10 protein-coding genes are annotated in these 18,146 nt (G+C 42.7%); 4 read left to right on the forward strand and 6 right to left on the reverse strand.

The genetic code is table 11. The annotated features are described in order from the left end of the window. Positions 1–121: 121 nt before the first annotated feature. From AAG747_RS16685 to AAG747_RS16710, 6 genes are all read right to left on the reverse strand, one after another. Positions 122–1,162 carry a FecR family protein gene (locus AAG747_RS16685; protein ID WP_346822341.1) on the reverse strand — a complete coding sequence of 347 codons (1,041 nt, stop codon included), beginning with the start codon at positions 1,160–1,162 and terminating at the stop codon, positions 122–124. Between the two features lie 445 nt (positions 1,163–1,607). Beyond that, entirely contained in the window at positions 1,608–2,195 is a 588-nt protein-coding gene (locus AAG747_RS16690; RefSeq protein WP_346822342.1) for an RNA polymerase sigma factor, read from the reverse strand. 342 nt (positions 2,196–2,537) lie between these two features. Continuing rightward, positions 2,538–5,072, reverse strand: coding sequence for a glycoside hydrolase family 2 TIM barrel-domain containing protein (locus AAG747_RS16695; RefSeq protein ID WP_346822343.1), 2,535 nt, complete (start codon positions 5,070–5,072; stop codon positions 2,538–2,540). 84 nt (positions 5,073–5,156) lie between these two features. Then, a complete protein-coding gene (locus AAG747_RS16700; protein ID WP_346822344.1) occupies positions 5,157–6,731 on the reverse strand; it encodes a RagB/SusD family nutrient uptake outer membrane protein in 1,575 nt (524 codons plus the stop codon). 12 nt (positions 6,732–6,743) lie between these two features. Continuing rightward, positions 6,744–10,082, reverse strand: a complete 3,339-nt coding sequence (locus AAG747_RS16705; RefSeq protein ID WP_346822345.1) for a SusC/RagA family TonB-linked outer membrane protein — start codon at positions 10,080–10,082, stop codon at positions 6,744–6,746. 270 nt (positions 10,083–10,352) lie between these two features. Further along, on the reverse strand, positions 10,353–11,366 hold the full coding sequence (locus AAG747_RS16710; protein WP_346822346.1) for a FecR family protein: 1,014 nt from the start codon (positions 11,364–11,366) through the stop codon (positions 10,353–10,355). A 192-nt stretch (positions 11,367–11,558) separates the two neighbouring features. On the opposite strand from AAG747_RS16710, the gene AAG747_RS16715 reads away from it, so the two are divergent. The 4 genes from AAG747_RS16715 (at position 11,559) to AAG747_RS16730 (ending at position 18,081) form a co-directional block, all read left to right on the forward strand. Continuing rightward, positions 11,559–12,146, forward strand: coding sequence for an RNA polymerase sigma factor (locus AAG747_RS16715; RefSeq protein ID WP_346822347.1), 588 nt, complete (start codon positions 11,559–11,561; stop codon positions 12,144–12,146). Between the two features lie 114 nt (positions 12,147–12,260). Further along, the gene (locus tag AAG747_RS16720) at positions 12,261–12,638 is read left to right on the forward strand and encodes an HYC_CC_PP family protein (RefSeq protein ID WP_346822348.1); all 378 of its coding nucleotides are present in this window, start codon (positions 12,261–12,263) and stop codon (positions 12,636–12,638) included. Between the two features lie 293 nt (positions 12,639–12,931). Next, positions 12,932–16,762, forward strand: coding sequence for an efflux RND transporter permease subunit (locus tag AAG747_RS16725; protein ID WP_346822349.1), 3,831 nt, complete (start codon positions 12,932–12,934; stop codon positions 16,760–16,762). Positions 16,763–16,809: 47 nt separating this feature from the next. Continuing rightward, on the forward strand, positions 16,810–18,081 hold the full coding sequence (locus AAG747_RS16730) for a TolC family protein (protein WP_346822350.1): 1,272 nt from the start codon (positions 16,810–16,812) through the stop codon (positions 18,079–18,081). Positions 18,082–18,146: the final 65 nt, after the last annotated feature.

Raw genomic sequence — 18,146 nt, forward strand, 5'->3', positions numbered from 1 at the left:
TTACATTGTAGGGATATGCAAAAAAATGAAAGATGTCAGGGACCGTATGCACAATCCTTTTATCTCGTTGAGAATGAATTTTAGCATATGTTTTTTTGCATAGGCAAGTTTTTTTAAATGATTAATGAATGATTACTTTACTTCCTTGAATCTCATAAGAGAATTTCATCAAAAAGCTCAATCCTTGTAGTACCGTGTCAAGGCTTTGGTTGTCAAATTCTGCGGTGAGCGCTTTCGTTTTGGGTACTTGTGTGTATTGGATTTCTACATTGTACCAGTTCTTAAGGGTTTCCACTACTTCTAAAAAAGTAGCCTCTCTGAATTGAAGAATCCCCTCTTTCCACCCCAGTAATTGCTCCGTTTCAAACGTTCTTTTTTTTAATTGAAGCGTGCTCCGGTTTACTTCTGCTAACTCATTGGGAATGAGCCGTAATTTTTGATCCGTTTGTAAATCCATCACTTCCACATGGCCACTGACCAAAGCAACTTCTACATTGTTATGAAAGCTCGAACTACGGATGTTAAATGAAGTACCCAATACCTTGGTGGATACATTGTTGGCATGCACGATAAAGGGTCTGGTGCTGTCCTGTTCCACATCAAAAAAGGCTTCCCCTTCCAGGTACACTTTCCGGATATCCTTGGCAAATACTTTTGGAAACCTGATCTTGCTCCCCGAGTTAAGTTTTATTTTGGAACCATCTGTAAGAGTAATGGTGCTTTTTTGCCCTTTCGGAGCAAACTTTTCGATCCATTCTACAGGCTGGTTGGCTTCCGCTGTTTGTTGATGACGGATATATTGTTGCGATAACAACCAGAAGGCCGTCAAGCCTAACAAAGCAATGATACTGGCAGCTATTCTGTGTTTTACAAGTTGTGCAAGAAACAACTTGACCACATTGGTTTTAGCCGGTTTTTCAACTTGTGTCCGGTTAATTGTATGGCGGAAGCGCTGGTATTCGCGTGCATATTCCTCTTCCGCTAATGTAGGGTAAATTTCTGTCAAATACGTTTCTGCCTCTTGGACAAGTGTTGCCTTTTCAGGGTGCTCACTCAACCATTGTTTCCAAAAGCGTTGATCCTGTTCATTACTTTTCAGAAAATAGTTGATAAAAGACCTGTCTGTGATAAAATCCTTGACCTGATAATTTTCAAAATCCATCTGTCTCGCATCTTTATTTATAGGACTTCAAGAATTGAGAATGGTACCCAAAATTTTTTGATATTTTTTAATAAAATTTATATATATCTGTAAATCAATTGGTTGTTGATTGTTTTTTGAGTGGGATTATCCTGCCGGACAATTTGAAAAGCCGGAGCAACAGGACACCCAATACTGTCAACTTAAGGAAGAAGCCTTTGAAAATAGTTGCTTGCATTTATGTACGAACACTATTCCTCTTGGACAGAAGTATAGAGCGTGATAGAGATGTTCAATGAATATTTTTTAATGAAGTGATTTAAACGTATAGTTTTTGACCGAACATGGAATCAAAACCGACTCATCAAGGCACTTATTGAAGAGAATAGCCAAAGCTATTGTTGAAAAAAAGTAACACTGAGGGGGTGTTTTTGAAACATTTTTCAGGGAAAAGAAAAAGGTTAATTCACTTCAATAAATAAAAAAATAATCCTGTAATCAGGACACCGCTTTTTAGCCTTTGCAGGGCCCGGTACATTACATTTTTGATGCTTTGGTATTGGAGTTGGGTTTGTTCCTCAATTTCCTGATACGAATACCCTTCGTAAAAAAACAGGTAGATGATTTCCCTTTCCCGTTTGGAAAGACCTTTCAGGGCACGGTTGAGCTTTTGAGAATTTTCATCTTTTTGCTCTTGAGAAATCACCTGGGTTTCGGAAGAAAAAACTACCTGGTATTTGTATTGATCAAAATCAGGCAAGGGTTCATGATGGCCGTACGTCTTTTTTTGGCTGATGATCGTATTGTACAGCGCTCGTAGTAAATACCCTCTTACATTATGTACTTTTTTGAGGTGGGCATGTTTTTTCCAAAGTTTAATAAAAAGCTCTTGAATACTGTCTTTCACCAATTCCCCATCCGGGATGCATTTATACCCAAAGCTATATAAAAGCTGATAATGCTGTTGATACATCTGGTCCAAAGCATCGACACTTCCCTTCCGCAGACTGTTCCACAAATTTTCATCAACCGCTTTCGAAGAAGTATCGCTCATAGTCACTACAGGATTTAGAAGCTTGGATTGGTAAGATAATGCTCAATATCCCAAATATAATATATTTCAGGAAAGTATAATTTCCGTACGGTTTTCTCAATGAAGAGGTTTACACGTATAGTTTTTGACCGAACATGGAATCAAAACCGGCTTATCAAGGCATTTTTTGAAGAGAATAGCCAAAGCTATTGTTGAAAAAAGGAACACAGAGGAGGCGTTTTTGAAACATTTTTTAGGAAAAAGAAAAAGGTTAATTCACTCACAAATCCTGCAAAAAGAAAACCCTCGAAGAGTTATAAACTTTTCAAGGGTTTGAAACCAGAAACAGATCCGTTTCGATGATTATTTTTTCGGAATTCTGTAATGGGTTTCTGCGGTATTTAATTGTGCCGAAGCGGCTTTGATCACAAGGGATTGAGCATTTTCGGAGGTGCGTAATAAAAGTGTGGCGATGCCCGCCTCCGCATGCACTTTAGCAGGGCCGACAATATGTGCATCTCCTTCAATTTCAAATTCGACCAGAGCGCTGGATGTAGGTACGGGATTTCCTTGTTTGTCTACAATAGAAGCGTATACAAATACGAGATCATTTTCTTCCAAAGGCTTCCCACTGATGTCGATATCAAGTTGTATACCGGTCGCTTGTGTAGGGGTGTGGACTAGGTATTCTGTTGCTTTTTTTCCTTGAATATATCCTACAGCACTTAAAGTACCGGCTTCCCAAGTGACGTCCGTAAAGGTAAAAGGCGGGTGGGTCAAATGTTGGGCATTGCCTCCGTCAAAAGGATTTCCGCCTTGGGTCCGTTCGCCATAAATGGTATCCGGTCCCTGATCGGGTTTGTGTTTGCCCAGAGATTTTCCATTCAGAAACAGTTCTACTTCCTCACAATTGGAATACACGATGACTTTACCAGGCGAAGTTCTTTCTGTCCAGTAATTCGCAATGTACGCCATAGGCCCACCTTCAAAGGTTGTGTCTTCGGGAGCGCGCTGACTCTTAAAAAATTGGTAGGTGAATTTCGGCAAGCGGAAAATATCGGATACACCACTGGCTTCTATATCATCGCAACAGCCCCGGTTGTAATCGTACATGACCCAAGTGGCATCTCCGATGGTCCAAGGGTATTGGCTTCGGTGTTTGTTGTGGGACCATTGGAAATTCCAGGCAGCTTGTAATAGAGCTTCTTCTCCTTCCGCCCGTTCTTTGCGGGTAGTACTGTAATGTCCGCCAAATTCATAATCACCGTATTCGCGGATAAAACCGGGCTTTTCACTGTCATTGGGACGGGTATGGTTTTCTTTCCAGTCATTGTATAGAATATCCCAACCGTAATAGCCGTACATATCCCCTGCCGTAAACATTTGTGGCCCTGGATATTCCTGATGGGCAATGGCCTGGGCTTCGTCTTTCCACCAAGCAGGGGGCCAGGCTTCATTTAAGATGGTTTCCCATAAGATCACACTGGGATGATTGCGGTCTCTTCTCACCATATCCCGGATGTTTTGATACGTTCTTTGCACAAACACACTGTCTTTGTTAAAGAACTGCCATCCCGGTATCGGATTGATGGCCAGTAAGCCTAACTCATCACAGGCGGCCAATACGGAAGGGTCTTGCGGATAATGACCCAAACGAACGGTGTTGAAACCGGCTTTCTTGATTTTATACAGGTCGCGGTATTGTGCATTGTCTGACAAGGCATTGCCTACATAGGGATATTCCATATGCCGGTTCGTCCCAACCAATCGTATTTTTTTGCCATTGAGTTGGAATCCTTCGTCCCTGGAGTAGGCCAGCCAACGAATACCAATCCGGGTGTTTCGTTGGTCTACTTCTTGGCCGTTGAGTATGACGGAAGTTTGTAAGGTATAAAGAGAAGGATCGTCCGGAGACCATAGTTGTGGCGTGGTTACTTCCATACTTTGTTCAAAGTGAATGGCTTCTCCCGTTGTTATTTCAGCAGGTTGTGTCGAAAGTTGTTTGCCCACCACTTTTCCTTGTGGATCAAGTAAGGTAGAGATGACAGAACATTGTTCTGATTGCTTACTGTCATTCCGTACGTGAGTTTTGATATGTATCGTGGCTTTTTGTTCGGATACTTCCGAATACTGTACAAATACACCTCCTCCGGCTACTTCATTGGCTGCAACGGCATCGGTAATATGAACCGGCTGGGTTTTGATCAGATGCACATCTCTGTAAAGACCGTGGAAATAGTTGAAATCCAAGCGTTCCAGAGGTTTGCCGGGAGGGATTAAGGGATGATCCCGGTTATCCAAGCGAACGAGCACTGTGTTGGGCGAATCAAAATTAACTGCCGGACTTATGTCCACCGTAAAGGGTAAGTACCCTCCGGCATGATGAGCTAGGTGCTGGCCATTGACCCAAACATCGGCTAATTGCATGGCTCCTTCAAATTCCAGAAAGATTTTCCGGGACTTATCCTCCGGATTTAATGTAAATTCTTTTTGATAATAACAGATTCCTTCCCACTGTTTTTTGACCACCTTAGGTTCTACAAATGCAGCGTGAGGCAAGGTTACATTTTCCCAGGGTTGTTGAGGCAGTACCTGTAATTCATTTTGAATGATTTGTTTGAGAGAGTCCCCTTGTTCTTTGGTTGGAAGATTATCCAAATGCTCCACGTTGAATTGAGAGTCCCAACTTGCATCGGTTTGTACACCGTTTTTTGTGGAGGTAGAAAGGTTTTCCTCGGTAGAGTCGGTATTCAGACGGACAAATTCCCAATGTTGATTGAAATTAATGATGTCTCTGGTAGTTTGTGTGTCCGTTTGCTTCGGAGCACAGGCCTTAATCAATAGCATAGAGATGCCTGCAAAGACCCAAAACAGGCTTTTTCCAGTTGTTCGATTCATAATAAGTGCGAAAGTGCGTCTAAAAAAATGCCGTCCACTACGTTGAAATAGCAGACGGCAATATTTTGGTAGGATATGTGACTCCTAGTAATTAGGATTTTGCTTCAACTTAGGATTCTTTGTTGCATCTATATCCGCTTGAGGAACAGGCCACAGATAGTTTTTGGTTGGATCAAACTTCCGGTCTTCCACTTTAATATGATCATCAGAAGTGAAGGTTACCTCTCCTGTGGTTGGGTTTACTGTACCGTTTCTTACTCCCATCACCGGTTTGTTCATCACGGTTTCGGCTGTTTTCCAACGCACAATGTCAAACCAACGGAAACCTTCCATGGCCAATTCTACTCTTCTTTCTCTACGGATCAGTTGGCGTAAACTGGCTTGACCGCTGTAGGTCGCTTGATCTACATCTGGCATACCGGCACGTGTGCGGATTGCGTTCAAAGCATCGTATACACTTTGGTCAATTTGTCCTGCCTCTACTTTGGCTTCGGCATAGATCAACAAGACTTCCGCATAACGCATCAAAATCACATTCATCCCATTGTTCCAGATATTGGCAAAACTGGATAAGGGATAGATGTATTTTTTAGAATTGTAACCGGTTTTGGACGTGTTATTTCCTAAGTAATGATCAGGAGAAGAAGGGTCCAAAGGGTTGAAAAACCGCTTTTCCCATTCTGCACCAGGGTAGAGTACCGTGGCGTCTAACCTAGGATCCCTGTTTTTATACGGCTGATCAACATCGTACAAAGCAGATTCTTCAATGGTTTTACCATCCAAACATTCGTAAGCATCTACTAAGCTTTGAATAGGCGTTACCGAACTCCAGCCACCGTCTCCGTTGGGAGCAAAAGATCCTTGAATCCAACTGGCGTAGTCGTCTTGAATGTATTGTACATCAAAAATTACTTCCTGATTGTTTTCATTCTCTTCGGTAAACAAGCCAACATAGTCCGGAAACAAGTCGTAAACTCCTAAGTCCATTACTTGTTTAGCTGTATTGGCAGCTTCTGAAAACTTGCCTTCGTAAAGCTCGATACGGGCTTTCAAACTTAATGCAGCTCCGCGGGTAGCCCGGCCTACGTTGTCGCCAGAATAGTCCAAAGGTAAATCAGCGGCAATCTCTCCCAATTCTTTTAACAAAAACTCTACTACAGTGGCTCTGGGGGCTCTCTCAACATCTGAATCCTTTAAGTCCAATACGGTAGTAACCAAAGGAACATCCCCGTAAAGTTGGGTCATCCAAAAGTAACTGTAAGCCCGCATGAACCGGGTTTCTCCTTTCAACCTTTTTTTAAGGGTTTCATCCATTGAAATTTTTTCGATGTTTTCCAATATCGAATTACATCTCCGGATGATTGTGAAATCAAATCGGTCTACATTATCTGTTGGTGAAAAAGACCCATTGCCAATGGCCGTGTAGCCATCCCAGGTAAATTGGTTGTAGGCATTGTCCGAAGCACAATCCATATATAAAGAATGGTAAGCATCGTCATCCAGCTTGGCATAGCAAGCATTTACAGCCACCAGAGCATCGTTTTCATTTGTCCAAAATGAGCCGTTAGAAAGTTTATCCAGAGGATCCCTGTCCAGAAAGTCATCGCTACAGGCCGTTAAGCCAAAAAATATACTGATATATAAAAGGATTTTCTTCATTATCTTTCAAGTTTAGAATTTCACATTGACCCCTAAAGAGTGAGTTTTTACTTGTGGATAATAGTTTCCACGTGAGCCCGCAGGTGCTTCCGGGTCAAAACCTTTGTAAAAACTGGTGATGGTCATCAAGTTTTGTCCGCTGTAGTACACTCTTAAGCTCGATAAGCCTAAAGATTTTACGACCTCCTCAGAGAAAGTATATCCCAATTGTAAGTTCTTCAACCGCACATAAGAAGCGTCTTTTACCCAGAAAGAAGAAGTGTTACTTGGGTTGTTTTGAATACTGGTGCTGGTCAATACTCTTGGGAAATCTCCGTCCGGGTTTTCAGGAGTCCAACGGTCTCTGAATAAAGTAGAAGGGCTAGAGGTATAGCCTTCCATTTCTCCAATGGCTTCTCCCCATAAGTATCCTTTTACATCTGCGGCTCCTTGGAAGAATGCCGTCAGATCAAAACCTTTGTAAGCAAGTCCCAGGTTAAGTCCGAAAATCACTTTAGGGTCCCAGCTGCCTAAATATACCCGGTCAGCTCCATCAATTTTACCATCTCCGTTTTGATCTTTGTATTTGATATCACCGGGAGCGATCGGGGCACCCCCTGTTTGTGTTGCATGGGCATCTACTTCGTCTTGGGATTGAAAGATTCCAATGGCTTCGTATCCATAGTAAGAATTAACAGGCAGACCTAAATCTCTTACTTTATAGCCATCGATGATGGGCTCAATACCTCTCAAATTGGTCACTTCGTTTTCGATGAAAGATATATTTGCTGCAATTCTATAATCTATCTCATTGAAACTGTCTTTGTAGCCTGCTTGAAATTCCCATCCGGTGTTCTTGATCTCTCCGGCATTTTGTGTAGGAGGTTTCAAAGCAAACATGGGTGATACGGGTAATTCCATCAAGATATCGTGGGTGTATTTGTAGAAGTAGTCGGCCGAGAAGGTCAACTTTCCTTTTAACAAGGCCATATCTACCCCAATATCATAGGTTTCGGTAGATTCCCAAGTGACGTTTGAATTAGCCGCAAAGATTTCGGCAGCACCGTTGGCGATCTTGCCTCCGAAGTTATAATTCACCGGATAACCGCCTTCATTTTTGGTAGAGAACGTATAGGCATAAGGGTAGTAAGATAAGGCTCCCTGGTTACCCAACATACCCCAAGAAGCTCGTAACTTGAGGTCTGTGAAAAGGTCTTGCCCTTTCATAAACATTTCCTCTGAAATCCGCCATCCGGCTGAGAATGATGGAAAAGCTCCCCAGCGGTTATTTTTCGGAAAACGGGAAGAAGCATCGTATCTCAAGTTGGCTTCCAAAAGGTATTTGCCATCAAAATCGTAATTGACCCTACCGAAGAATGACCGCATAGCCAACTCATTGCCCGAACCTTCTGTTTGTTGGCCTTCCTTGCTACCCGCATCAATTTCACCTAACTGGTTGTTCAGGAAGTTTTTCCGCAATGCCTGTGTCTTATCAAAACGGTAATACTCTTGTTCCGCCCCAACCAATACTTTGAAGTAATGTTTGTTGAGCGTTTTTTCATATTCGGCGATTCCCCTCATGGTCAATTGCGTGCTGTTGGCCCGGTAGTCCCGTTGTTCGTTCGGCCCTTGATAGAGGGTAGGTTGTTTGGTGTCAAAATCATAGTATTGGATGTCTTTGATAAAGCGCTCTCCAATATCCTGAAATCCTTTATAGGCAAAATTACCTCTTACACTTAATCCCTCTGCCAGTTTGTAAGTCGCATTAAAAATAGCCAGCGTTCTGTGGTAACTTGAATTATTGGTAGCACCGAGGTCCATCCAGGCAAGAGGGTTTCCGTCACCGGCATATCCGTAAGTTCCGTCCGAATGTTTGTAAGGAATCCAAGGAGAAATCCGGTTGATTTGTCGGAATATTTGCCCCAAATCACCAGTAAAAGGTTGTGTCGGTTCTTTTACTTTGGAAAGGCTAAACGAAAGGTTCATGCCTACATCCAGCCGCTCACCTACTTTACTGTTAAAATTTGTACGGAAATTATAGCGGTCGTTAGATGAGTTTTTAATTACCCCTTCTTGTCCGAAATAACCGAACGAAAACATGTATTTTGTTTGCTCTGTTCCACCGTTAAGGTTAACATTATGATTTTGTTGAAACCCTGAGCCCTGATAAAATAAGTCTAACCAATCGGTATTCGGATAATGATCAGGGTCGCTACCGTCTCGGAATTTTTGGATTTCTTGGTCAGTCCACAAAGGTGATTTTCCTTCATTAGCCAGTGCTTCGTTGTACAATTCGGCATATTCCGCAGAAGATAATTTTTCCGGCAGACGGGTAGGATTTTGCCAACCGATATAGGCGGAGTAAGAAAGTTGCATGGGTTGTGCTTTCCCTTTTTTAGTGGTAATCAAGATTACCCCGTTGGCGGCTCTGGATCCATAGATTGCTGCGGAAGCGGCATCTTTCAAGACTGAAATGCTTTCGATATCATTCGGATCGATATCGTTCATAGAAGATTCGATTCCGTCTACCAACACCATAGGTCCGGCAGAGTTACCGATAGTCCCAACACCCCGTACCCGGATGGTTCCGGCATCTTTACCTGGCTGTCCGCTGTTTTGTACGATGGTCATCCCCGGTACGGCTCCTTGCAATGCCGAAGAAATATTGGATACCGGACGAGAGGCCAACTCTTCTGATGACACAGTTGCAACCGACCCGGTTAAGTTTACTTTCTTTTGTGTGCCATAACCCACCACCACGACTTCTTCCAGTTGAGATACATCGGATTGCAGGACAATGTTGATGGTCGATTGGTTGTTGATGGCCACTTCTTGCGTTTGAAAACCGATAAAGCTAAAAATCAAGCTACTTCCTTCCGGAACGGTCAGTTTATAATTGCCATCCAAGTCCGTAGAAGTACCGGTACCGGTTCCTTTTACCAGAATGGTGACACCGGGTAGTGGTTGGCCATCTTCATTGGATGTCACAGTTCCTGAAACCACTACTTCTTGTTGTACTTCTTCCGTTAGTTCTTGTACCTGGCGCTTTCCGATAAAGATGGTTTTTCCTACCTTTTTAAATTTCAGGTTGGTGTAGCGCGAGATGGCTACCAAACATTCATTGACCGAAGCGTTTTCAATGTCTGCTTCCAGAAGGATCTGAGCCCGGTTGGCAATTAGTTGGTCCTTCCCAAAAATTTCATATCCACTTTTGTTCGAAATGATCTGTAAGGCTTGCATTACAGATGTTCCTTTCCTGAGGGTAATATTCTCCTCCGCCCGGGATTGAGCGATGGTTTGATTAAATAAAAGTGATATTCCCCAAAATAGAAAGGTTACCTGTAGGCCCCGTTTAAAAAAAAGGTACCCCATGTGTATTAGGTAATAAACTGAATACTTCATATTTTTATACTTAGAAATTACACAATAAAATTTCGCTTAGAGCTGCTGCACGGGGTCGCGCTTAGTGCAACAGCTCTTTTTTATAGTAGAATAATTAGCATAGCTATTCCTCCAATTCAGATGTGTATGGAGGTAGGGTTTAACTGGTATTAAATCGCTTCATAGGCATAAATTTTCATTTTTTAATGTGATCTGTTCCTTAAAAAAAATCCTTGGAAAAGCATGTTGAGAGCGGCTTTTCTAAGGGAAGATGGTTACGGTTTTATTTTTAATAGAAAATTGAAAATCAGCACTGTAGCTAATGCCCTCTAAGATGTATTCCAGGGTTTTATTTTCGAATCTTCCGCTATAAGTCTGTTGGAGGTTTATCCCGGGACGAATGGTAAATTTCACTCCATAGATGCGTTCCAGGTCTTGAAATATGGATTGGAGCTTTTCTGACTGACAAATAAAGATATAGTCTTTCCAACCTGTCACATTCTCTTGATGGAAGGTTGAGATTTTATAGTCGGCTTGATGATCCGTTAGGGTGGCTTGTTGCCCTGGATTTAAGGAAAATTGGACGTTATGCAAAGTATCTTTTACCTGTACCTTCCCTTCTACCAAGGCAATCCGGGTTTGTTGGTTTCGGGTGTTTACGTTGAATTGGGTACCGGTTACCAAAGTGTTTATGGACTTTGTTATGACGGTGAAAGGATGAAGGGAATCTGAGTGTACGTCAAAGTATGCTTCTCCTTCCAAATAGATGGTTCGGGGTTGAAAGGGTTCGGTAAATTTTAACTGACTTTCAGCATTGACTTTCACCGTAGAACCATCGGGCAGTTTGATGGTTTTGAGTTGGCCGGCCGGTACGTCAAGACTTTTCCAAACCCAAGCAGGGGCCTTTATTTCTTCTTGTCTTGGAGGTTGTTGGTAAAGGATATAACCGATGCCTAAAGCGAGGATCAGAATTGCCGCATATTTTACAAAGCGGTTTAGCCAATGTTGTGATTTGAATGTGTGGATGTGGGTTTTGGATGAATCAACTTGAGCAATGCTTTGATGAATCCGGGTAAGCAATGCTTCAGAACGTTCAAAGCGGTCTGATTTAAAAGAAAGAGTTTGGACAATCTTCCGGGCATGTTGGATCTCCGCTTGCTTTTCGGGGTGTTCTTGTACATACTTTTCCCAAAGAGCCGCATCCTTTCCTTCTTTCACCCAGGATTGAAAGCTTTCGGAATATATTAAATCGGTTAGTTGTAAATCTTTTTTCATTTTCGAATTCTTATTCTGCCCAAGCAGCTAGTTCTTTTCGGAGCTGATGATTTCTCCCCGAATATTGAAGCGTTCATACTTAAGTTCCTTCAATGCTTTTTTGATACTCAGTATTTTTTAATTTTTTTTCTTTTTTTAGTAAAATCCCTATCTATATTGCAGGAAGGGATAAAATTTTTGGCATTTGAAAACATGAGTAAGGCGACATCTCTGGGAGAGCAAAGTTTATGGGAACAATTTAAGGAAGGTGATTCCTTCAGTTTTGATAATTTGTACCGAAACTATTCTTCTATGTTGTATGCCTACGGCATTAAAATTATTCCCGAACCTTCGATAGTGGAAGATGTGATTCACGATCTTTTTGTAGAGTTGTGGCAAAGAAAAACACAATTACCCACTCCTGAAAATATCAAGTTCTATTTATTAAGAGCTTTACGCAATAAGTTATTCAAAGTACTGAATAAGAGGACTGATCTGAGCATTGACGATCAACAAGCTTTTCCTTTGGAGATTTCTCAAGAGGCTATGATTATCCAAGAGGAAAACCACCGGCAACTTCATCGAGAGTTACAAAACGGCCTCAACCAACTCACCAAGCGGCAACGGGAAATCTTGTATTTGAAATTTAATGAAGATATGAGTTACCAGGAGATTGCCAACGTGACACAAATGAATTATCAATCGGTGGTCAATACGATTTACCGGGCCATTCAAACGTTGAGGTCGCAGGTAAAACTTCCCACCGCAATTTTGTTGCTTTTGCTCTCTCAGTTGCACTAAAGTAGCAAAGAGGCGGACTTTTTCTACTTAAATGCCAAGTCGATTTGTTAAAAATTGAAAAAAAGATTCTAAGATTCTTTTTTTATTGTCATTTTTGTACCGCAAGAAATAACGATGTCCAAAAAATTAATCCATATTACATTAACACTCTTGGTGTTGATTGGCACAGTAGGGTTGCCCATACAAAAGCACTTCTGCGGAGAACTGCTCCAGGAAGTAGGTTTGTTGCCGCAGTCATCTTCTTGTTGTGATATGGAAGATATGGATAGCGATTGTTGTCACAACCAGGTGGAAACCCTTCAGATTGACGATTATCACAAAGTGAAGTTCGATTTGTACTTTGCAAATGTGCTTTGTGTATTACCTTCTATTCGTCCGTTCCTGGTTGATTTACTTCCTATAGAATCTTTCGAAAATACCGACTGGGTCTTTTATGACCCGCCTCTCTACGCCCATGACCTCCCGGTATGGGTTCAATCTTTCCGTTTGTAGACTTCCAGTTGTAGTGCAAGAGAGCTATTGTGCCTAGGTAACATTTAATCCTGACAACAGAAGAAGATCAGGTACGACTGAGCGATGTCTATCAATGCTTTTTCCTATAAAGTTCCCATTTTGATTTACCAGATGGCTATTTGTTAGTTATTTGAAAGGAAATGGACTTTATTGTCTTCCGGTATCTCGGATAGTTTGGGAAAACGAAGGAAGAAGCCCACAAGTCGTCAGGCCAGGCACTTCTCCGTTTATCTAATTTATTTATTATGTAATAAGTTATTAATCAGATATTTATGATTAACTCACTCATCCGGTTTTTTCTGGAAAACCGATTGGTTACCGGGCTGCTGTTTCTCTTTGTCATTGGCTGGGGAATCATCAGTGCCCCTTTTGATCTGGGGATAGGTTTTTTACCTTCCGATCCTGTGGCTGTAGATGCCATTCCTGATATAGGTGAAAATCAACAAATAGTCTTTACTCAGTGGCAAGGCCGTTCGCCTCAAGACATCGAAGACCAGGTCTCTTATCCCCTGACTACAGCTTTGTTGGGGATACCAGGCGTGAAAACCATCCGGAGTTCTTCGATGTTCGGACTGTCCAGTATTTACATCATATTCGAAGAAGGCATCGAATTTTATTGGAGCCGCTCTCGTATTTTGGAAAAACTCAACTCCCTGCCTTCGGGTTTGCTACCGGAAGGGGCTCAGCCGGCCTTAGGGCCTGATGCCACTGCCTTGGGGCAGATCTTCTGGTATACCCTTGAAGGGCGGGATAAAGATGGAAATCCTACCGGAGGTTGGGATTTGCACGAGTTGCGTACCATTCAGGATTACCAGGTGAAATTTGCCTTGATGTCTTCCGGAGGGGTTTCGGAAATCGCATCCATCGGAGGATTTGTCAAAGAATATCAAGTCGACCTGGATCCCAATGCGTTAAAAGCTCATCAAGTAACTTTAACCCAGGTGGTGAAAGGTATTAAAGAAAGTAACCTGGATGTAGGGGCCCGGACGATTGAAATTAACAATGCCGAATATTTTGTGCGTGGCTTAGGGTATATCCAATCTCTGGAAGATTTGGAAGAATCGGTGATAACCGTGCGCAACAATACTCCGATCCGTATCAAGGATGTGGGAGTAGTGAGTCTGGGACCTGCCGAGCGAAGAGGAATGCTGGACAAGTCGGGGAGTGAAGCCGTTGGTGGTGTTGTTGTGGCCCGGTACGGCTCCAATCCTCTGCAAGTGATTCAAAATGTTAAAGAGAAAATCAAGGAGATTGAAGCAGGTTTGCCTACAAAAACACTGGCTGACGGTACGGTTTCTCAAGTAAAAGTTATCCCTTTCTACGACCGTACCCAACTCATTAACGAAACTTTAGGAACTCTCAAAGAGGCCCTTACTTTGGAAATTTTGATTACCGTCATTGTCATTATCGTGATGGTGATTAACCTGAGGGCTTCCGTACTGATCTCAGGCATGTTGCCTTTGGCCGTTTTGATGGTGTTTATCGCCATGAAACAGTTTGGCGTAGATGCCAATATTGTCTCCCTTTCGGGGATTGCTATCGCTATCGGTACCATTGTCGATGTGGGGATTGTGCTGTCGGAAAATATGATTAAACATCTCCATCAGCACAAGGATAAGCCCGTACTCACCGTAGTGTACGAGGCCGCAGCCGAAGTATCCGGAGCCATTCTTACGGCAGTGTCCACGACCATTGTTAGTTTTATTCCCGTATTTGCTTTACAAGGAGCAGAGGGAAAACTTTTCTCTCCCTTGGCATTTACCAAAACCTTCGCCTTGATTGCGGCCGTTATTATTGCCTTGGTCATTATTCCTAGTTTTGCGTATTGGTTTTTTGCCAAGTTTCCACAAAAGAAAAGTAAAAAATTGTCGGCTTATACCAAGTTGTTATGGAATGCAGTGTTGGTGATAGGCGGTGCCGTACTTGCTTTTTCTTCGTCAATGTTTTTAGGATTTGTATTGATATTGGCGGGCTTGATAAATGCCATTCAGTTCTTTTTCCCTTCATTAAAAAATTACACCGTTTGGGCGAACAGCGGCATGGTAATTTTGGCAGTGGCCTACTTACTCACCTATGAGTGGATGCCATTGGGTCCGGCCTATAGCATTTGGCTTAATTTCTTGTTTGTTGCCATCATCTTGGTGTTGGTATTGGGTGGCTTCCGGGTGTTTCAACAGTTTTATCCGCGCATTCTAAAATTATGTCTGGACTATCCTAAACAGTTTTTGCTCTTGCCCATGAGTATTGTATTGCTTGGCATGATGATTTGGCAAGGCTTTGACAAACTCTTTGGCTGGACGGCTCAGGGTATGGAAAAGGCAGGCGTGAATATTGGCTCCTCTTCTCTTTATACAGCCTTGGACGAAACCTTTCCCGGTATCGGAAAAGAATTTATGCCCGCCTTGGACGAAGGTTCCTTTTTATTAATGCCTACTTCGATGCCGCATGCCGGTATTGCGCAGAATAAGTTGGTGTTACAACAATTGGATATGGCGGTAACGGCCATTCCCGAAGTGGAAAATGTCGTGGGGAAATTAGGTAGGGTAGAGTCGGCTTTGGATCCTGCTCCGATTTCCATGTATGAGAATGTCATCCTGTACCGGAGCGAGTACATTGTAAACGATGAAGGTGAACGCAAGCGCTTCAAAACACGACAAGGACAATTTTTGATGTTGTCTGATGAAGGAGAAGAATTGCCCATTCTGGAAGGGCAGGAGCCGTATATAGATCCGGCTCGCTTGATCCCGGATGAAGACGGGGAGTATTTCCGGCAATGGAGGGAACATATCCATTCACCGGATGATATTTGGCAGGAAATCGTCAAAGCCACCAAGCTGCCTGGGGTGACCTCCGCTCCCAAATTACAGCCTATCGAGACGCGCTTGGTCATGTTGCAAACCGGGATGCGAGCGCCCATGGGGATAAAAGTGAAAGGACCGGATTTGAGAACCATTGAGGAGTTCGGTTTACAGTTGGAAGCCTTTCTCAAGGAGGTGCCTTCTGTTAAAGCGGAAGCGGTCTTTGCCGACCGGATTGTAGGGAAACCTTATTTGGAAATTGAAATCGACCGGAACAAAGCTGCCCGCTACGGGTTGTCTATTGCCCAGGTACAACAAGTGATTGAAACAGCCATTGGGGGAATGCCTTTGAGCTATACCGTAGAGGGCCGCGAGCGCTATCCGGTGCGGGTACGTTATGCCCGGGAATTGCGGGACGACCCGGATAAAATCCGTTCGATTTTATTACCAACACCTACCAATACACAAATTCCACTAGGTGAAATTGCCAAGATTAATTATACACAAGGCCCTCAGATGATCAAAAGTGAGGATACCTTTTTGATAGGCTATGTCCTTCTGGACAAAAAGGCCGGTTATGCTGAGGTGGATGTAGTGGAAGAAGCGCAGGAATATTTGAATCAAAAAATTGAGAATGGGGAATTGGTAGTACCTGCCGGAGTCAGCTATACTTTTTCCGGATCGTATGAAAATCAACTGAGAGCCGAAAAGCGTTTGTCCCTGATCATACCACTGTGTTTGGTTGTGATTTTCCTGATTCTGTATTTTCAATTCAAATCGGTCAGCACAACGATGATGGTGTTTTCAGGAATATTAGTGGCATTTTCCGGTGGCTTTATTTTAATCTGGTTGTACGGGCAGTCCTGGTTTATGAATATAGATCTATGGGGGATTAACCTGAGAAATCTTTTTCAAATTAATACGGTCAATTTGAGTGTGGCAGTGTGGGTAGGGTTTATAGCCTTGTTTGGAATTGCCACGGATGACGGGGTGTTGTACGCTACTTATTTGAACCAGTCTTTTGAAAAGAATAAACCGGAAAATATAGAGCAAATCAAAGAAGCGGTATTGGAAGGAGGAAACAAGCGGGTACGCCCGGCACTAATGACTTCCGCCACCACGATTTTGGCACTCTTACCAGTATTAACCTCTACCGGACGTGGGGCGGACATTATGGTACCGATGGCAATTCCTTCTTTTGGAGGGATGTTGATAGCCCTGATCACTTTGTTTGTAGTGCCTGTGCTTTATTATCTGAAAAAGAGAAAAGGTGTCCAACCGTCTACTATTCGTGATGAAAAATAGATGTATGCTTGCCAACACCTAAATAGCGAATCTCAAATACCTAAAAAATGATTGTAGTAAAATATAAATACATATCGGCTTTATTCTTTCTGTTGGGGCTTTGGCTGGGAGCGGGCTTGCAATCAGCCAGGAGCCAAACGCTGAACGAGTACTTAAAAGAAGCGGCAGAAAATAATCTGGAGCTAAAAACCAAATACCAGGAGTATTTGTCTAAAATGCAGAAAGTGCCTCAAGTGAGTGCCTTGCCCGATCCGGTGTTTTCATTTGGTTATTTTATCATGCCTGTTGAAACCCGCCTGGGACCTCAGCAGTTTAAGTTTTCTCTTCAGCAAAAGTTTCCTTGGTTTGGCACCTTGAAGCGGCAGAAAGACGCAGCCAGTAAAGCGGCTTTGGTCAGTTTGCAAGAAGTGGAAACATTGAAAAACCAGTTGTACTTTGATGTGAAACAGGGGTATTACCAACTGACCCGTCTAAAGAATGATATCTCTATTGTAGAGCAAAACCTGGAAGTATTGACGGCTTATGAAGCCTTGGTCACCAATCGCTATGAAAACGGTCTTGCCGCAATGAGTGATATTCTCAGAGTGCAATTACAGATCCGGGAAGAAGAAAACAAATTGCAAAAAATAAAGGATGATCAAGTCCCTATCCGGAGCACTTTTAATCACTTGTTGAATAGAGAACCTGACTTGCCGGTAGTCCTTCCGGATAGTCTGATGGCTGCCTTGCAGGAAGTGAACCTTGTTGCTTTTAGAGATTCCATGTTGGCAAGCCATCCGCAATTATTGCAAATTGAATCGGCAAGGGAGGCCTTGAGTAGTCAGTTGGAAGTGGCCCGGATTCAGAACAAACCACAGATCGGGGTGGGGCTGGACTATGTTTTTTTGGGAAAACGAACCGATATGGATCCTTCCGGAAACGGACGGGATGTACTCATGCCGATGGTGAATATGAGTGTTCCGATTTTCAATAAAAAGAAATACAAGGCAATGGAGCAGGAAGTGAAAATTCAATTGGAGAGTAATGAATTGTTATATAGTCGCTCTTCGCAAAAACTACTCGATGCAATGGAAGTTGCCGAAGCGAAGTATAAAGACGCCCGGCGAAGAACAAAGTTGTATCAACAACAAATTCTTCAGGTGCAGCAAATGCTTGATTTGTTAGTCAATGATTATGCGACTTCCGGTAAAGAATTCGAGGAAGTATTGCGCACCTGGCAACAAAAGTTGGGCTACCAACTGAACTACAGCCTGGCCATTGCAGACTTGTGGATTGCAATGGCTCAATTGGAATTTTTAGCTGGAAACATTGAGGGTTAGTGAAATGAAGAGAACGCATAGGTAAGCATTGCTACCTCCATTATTTTTTGTTAGTAAATAAAGTA

This window comes from Rapidithrix thailandica (assembly GCF_039710355.1).
GTDB classification, from domain to species: Bacteria; Bacteroidota; Bacteroidia; order Cytophagales; family Flammeovirgaceae; genus Rapidithrix; species Rapidithrix thailandica.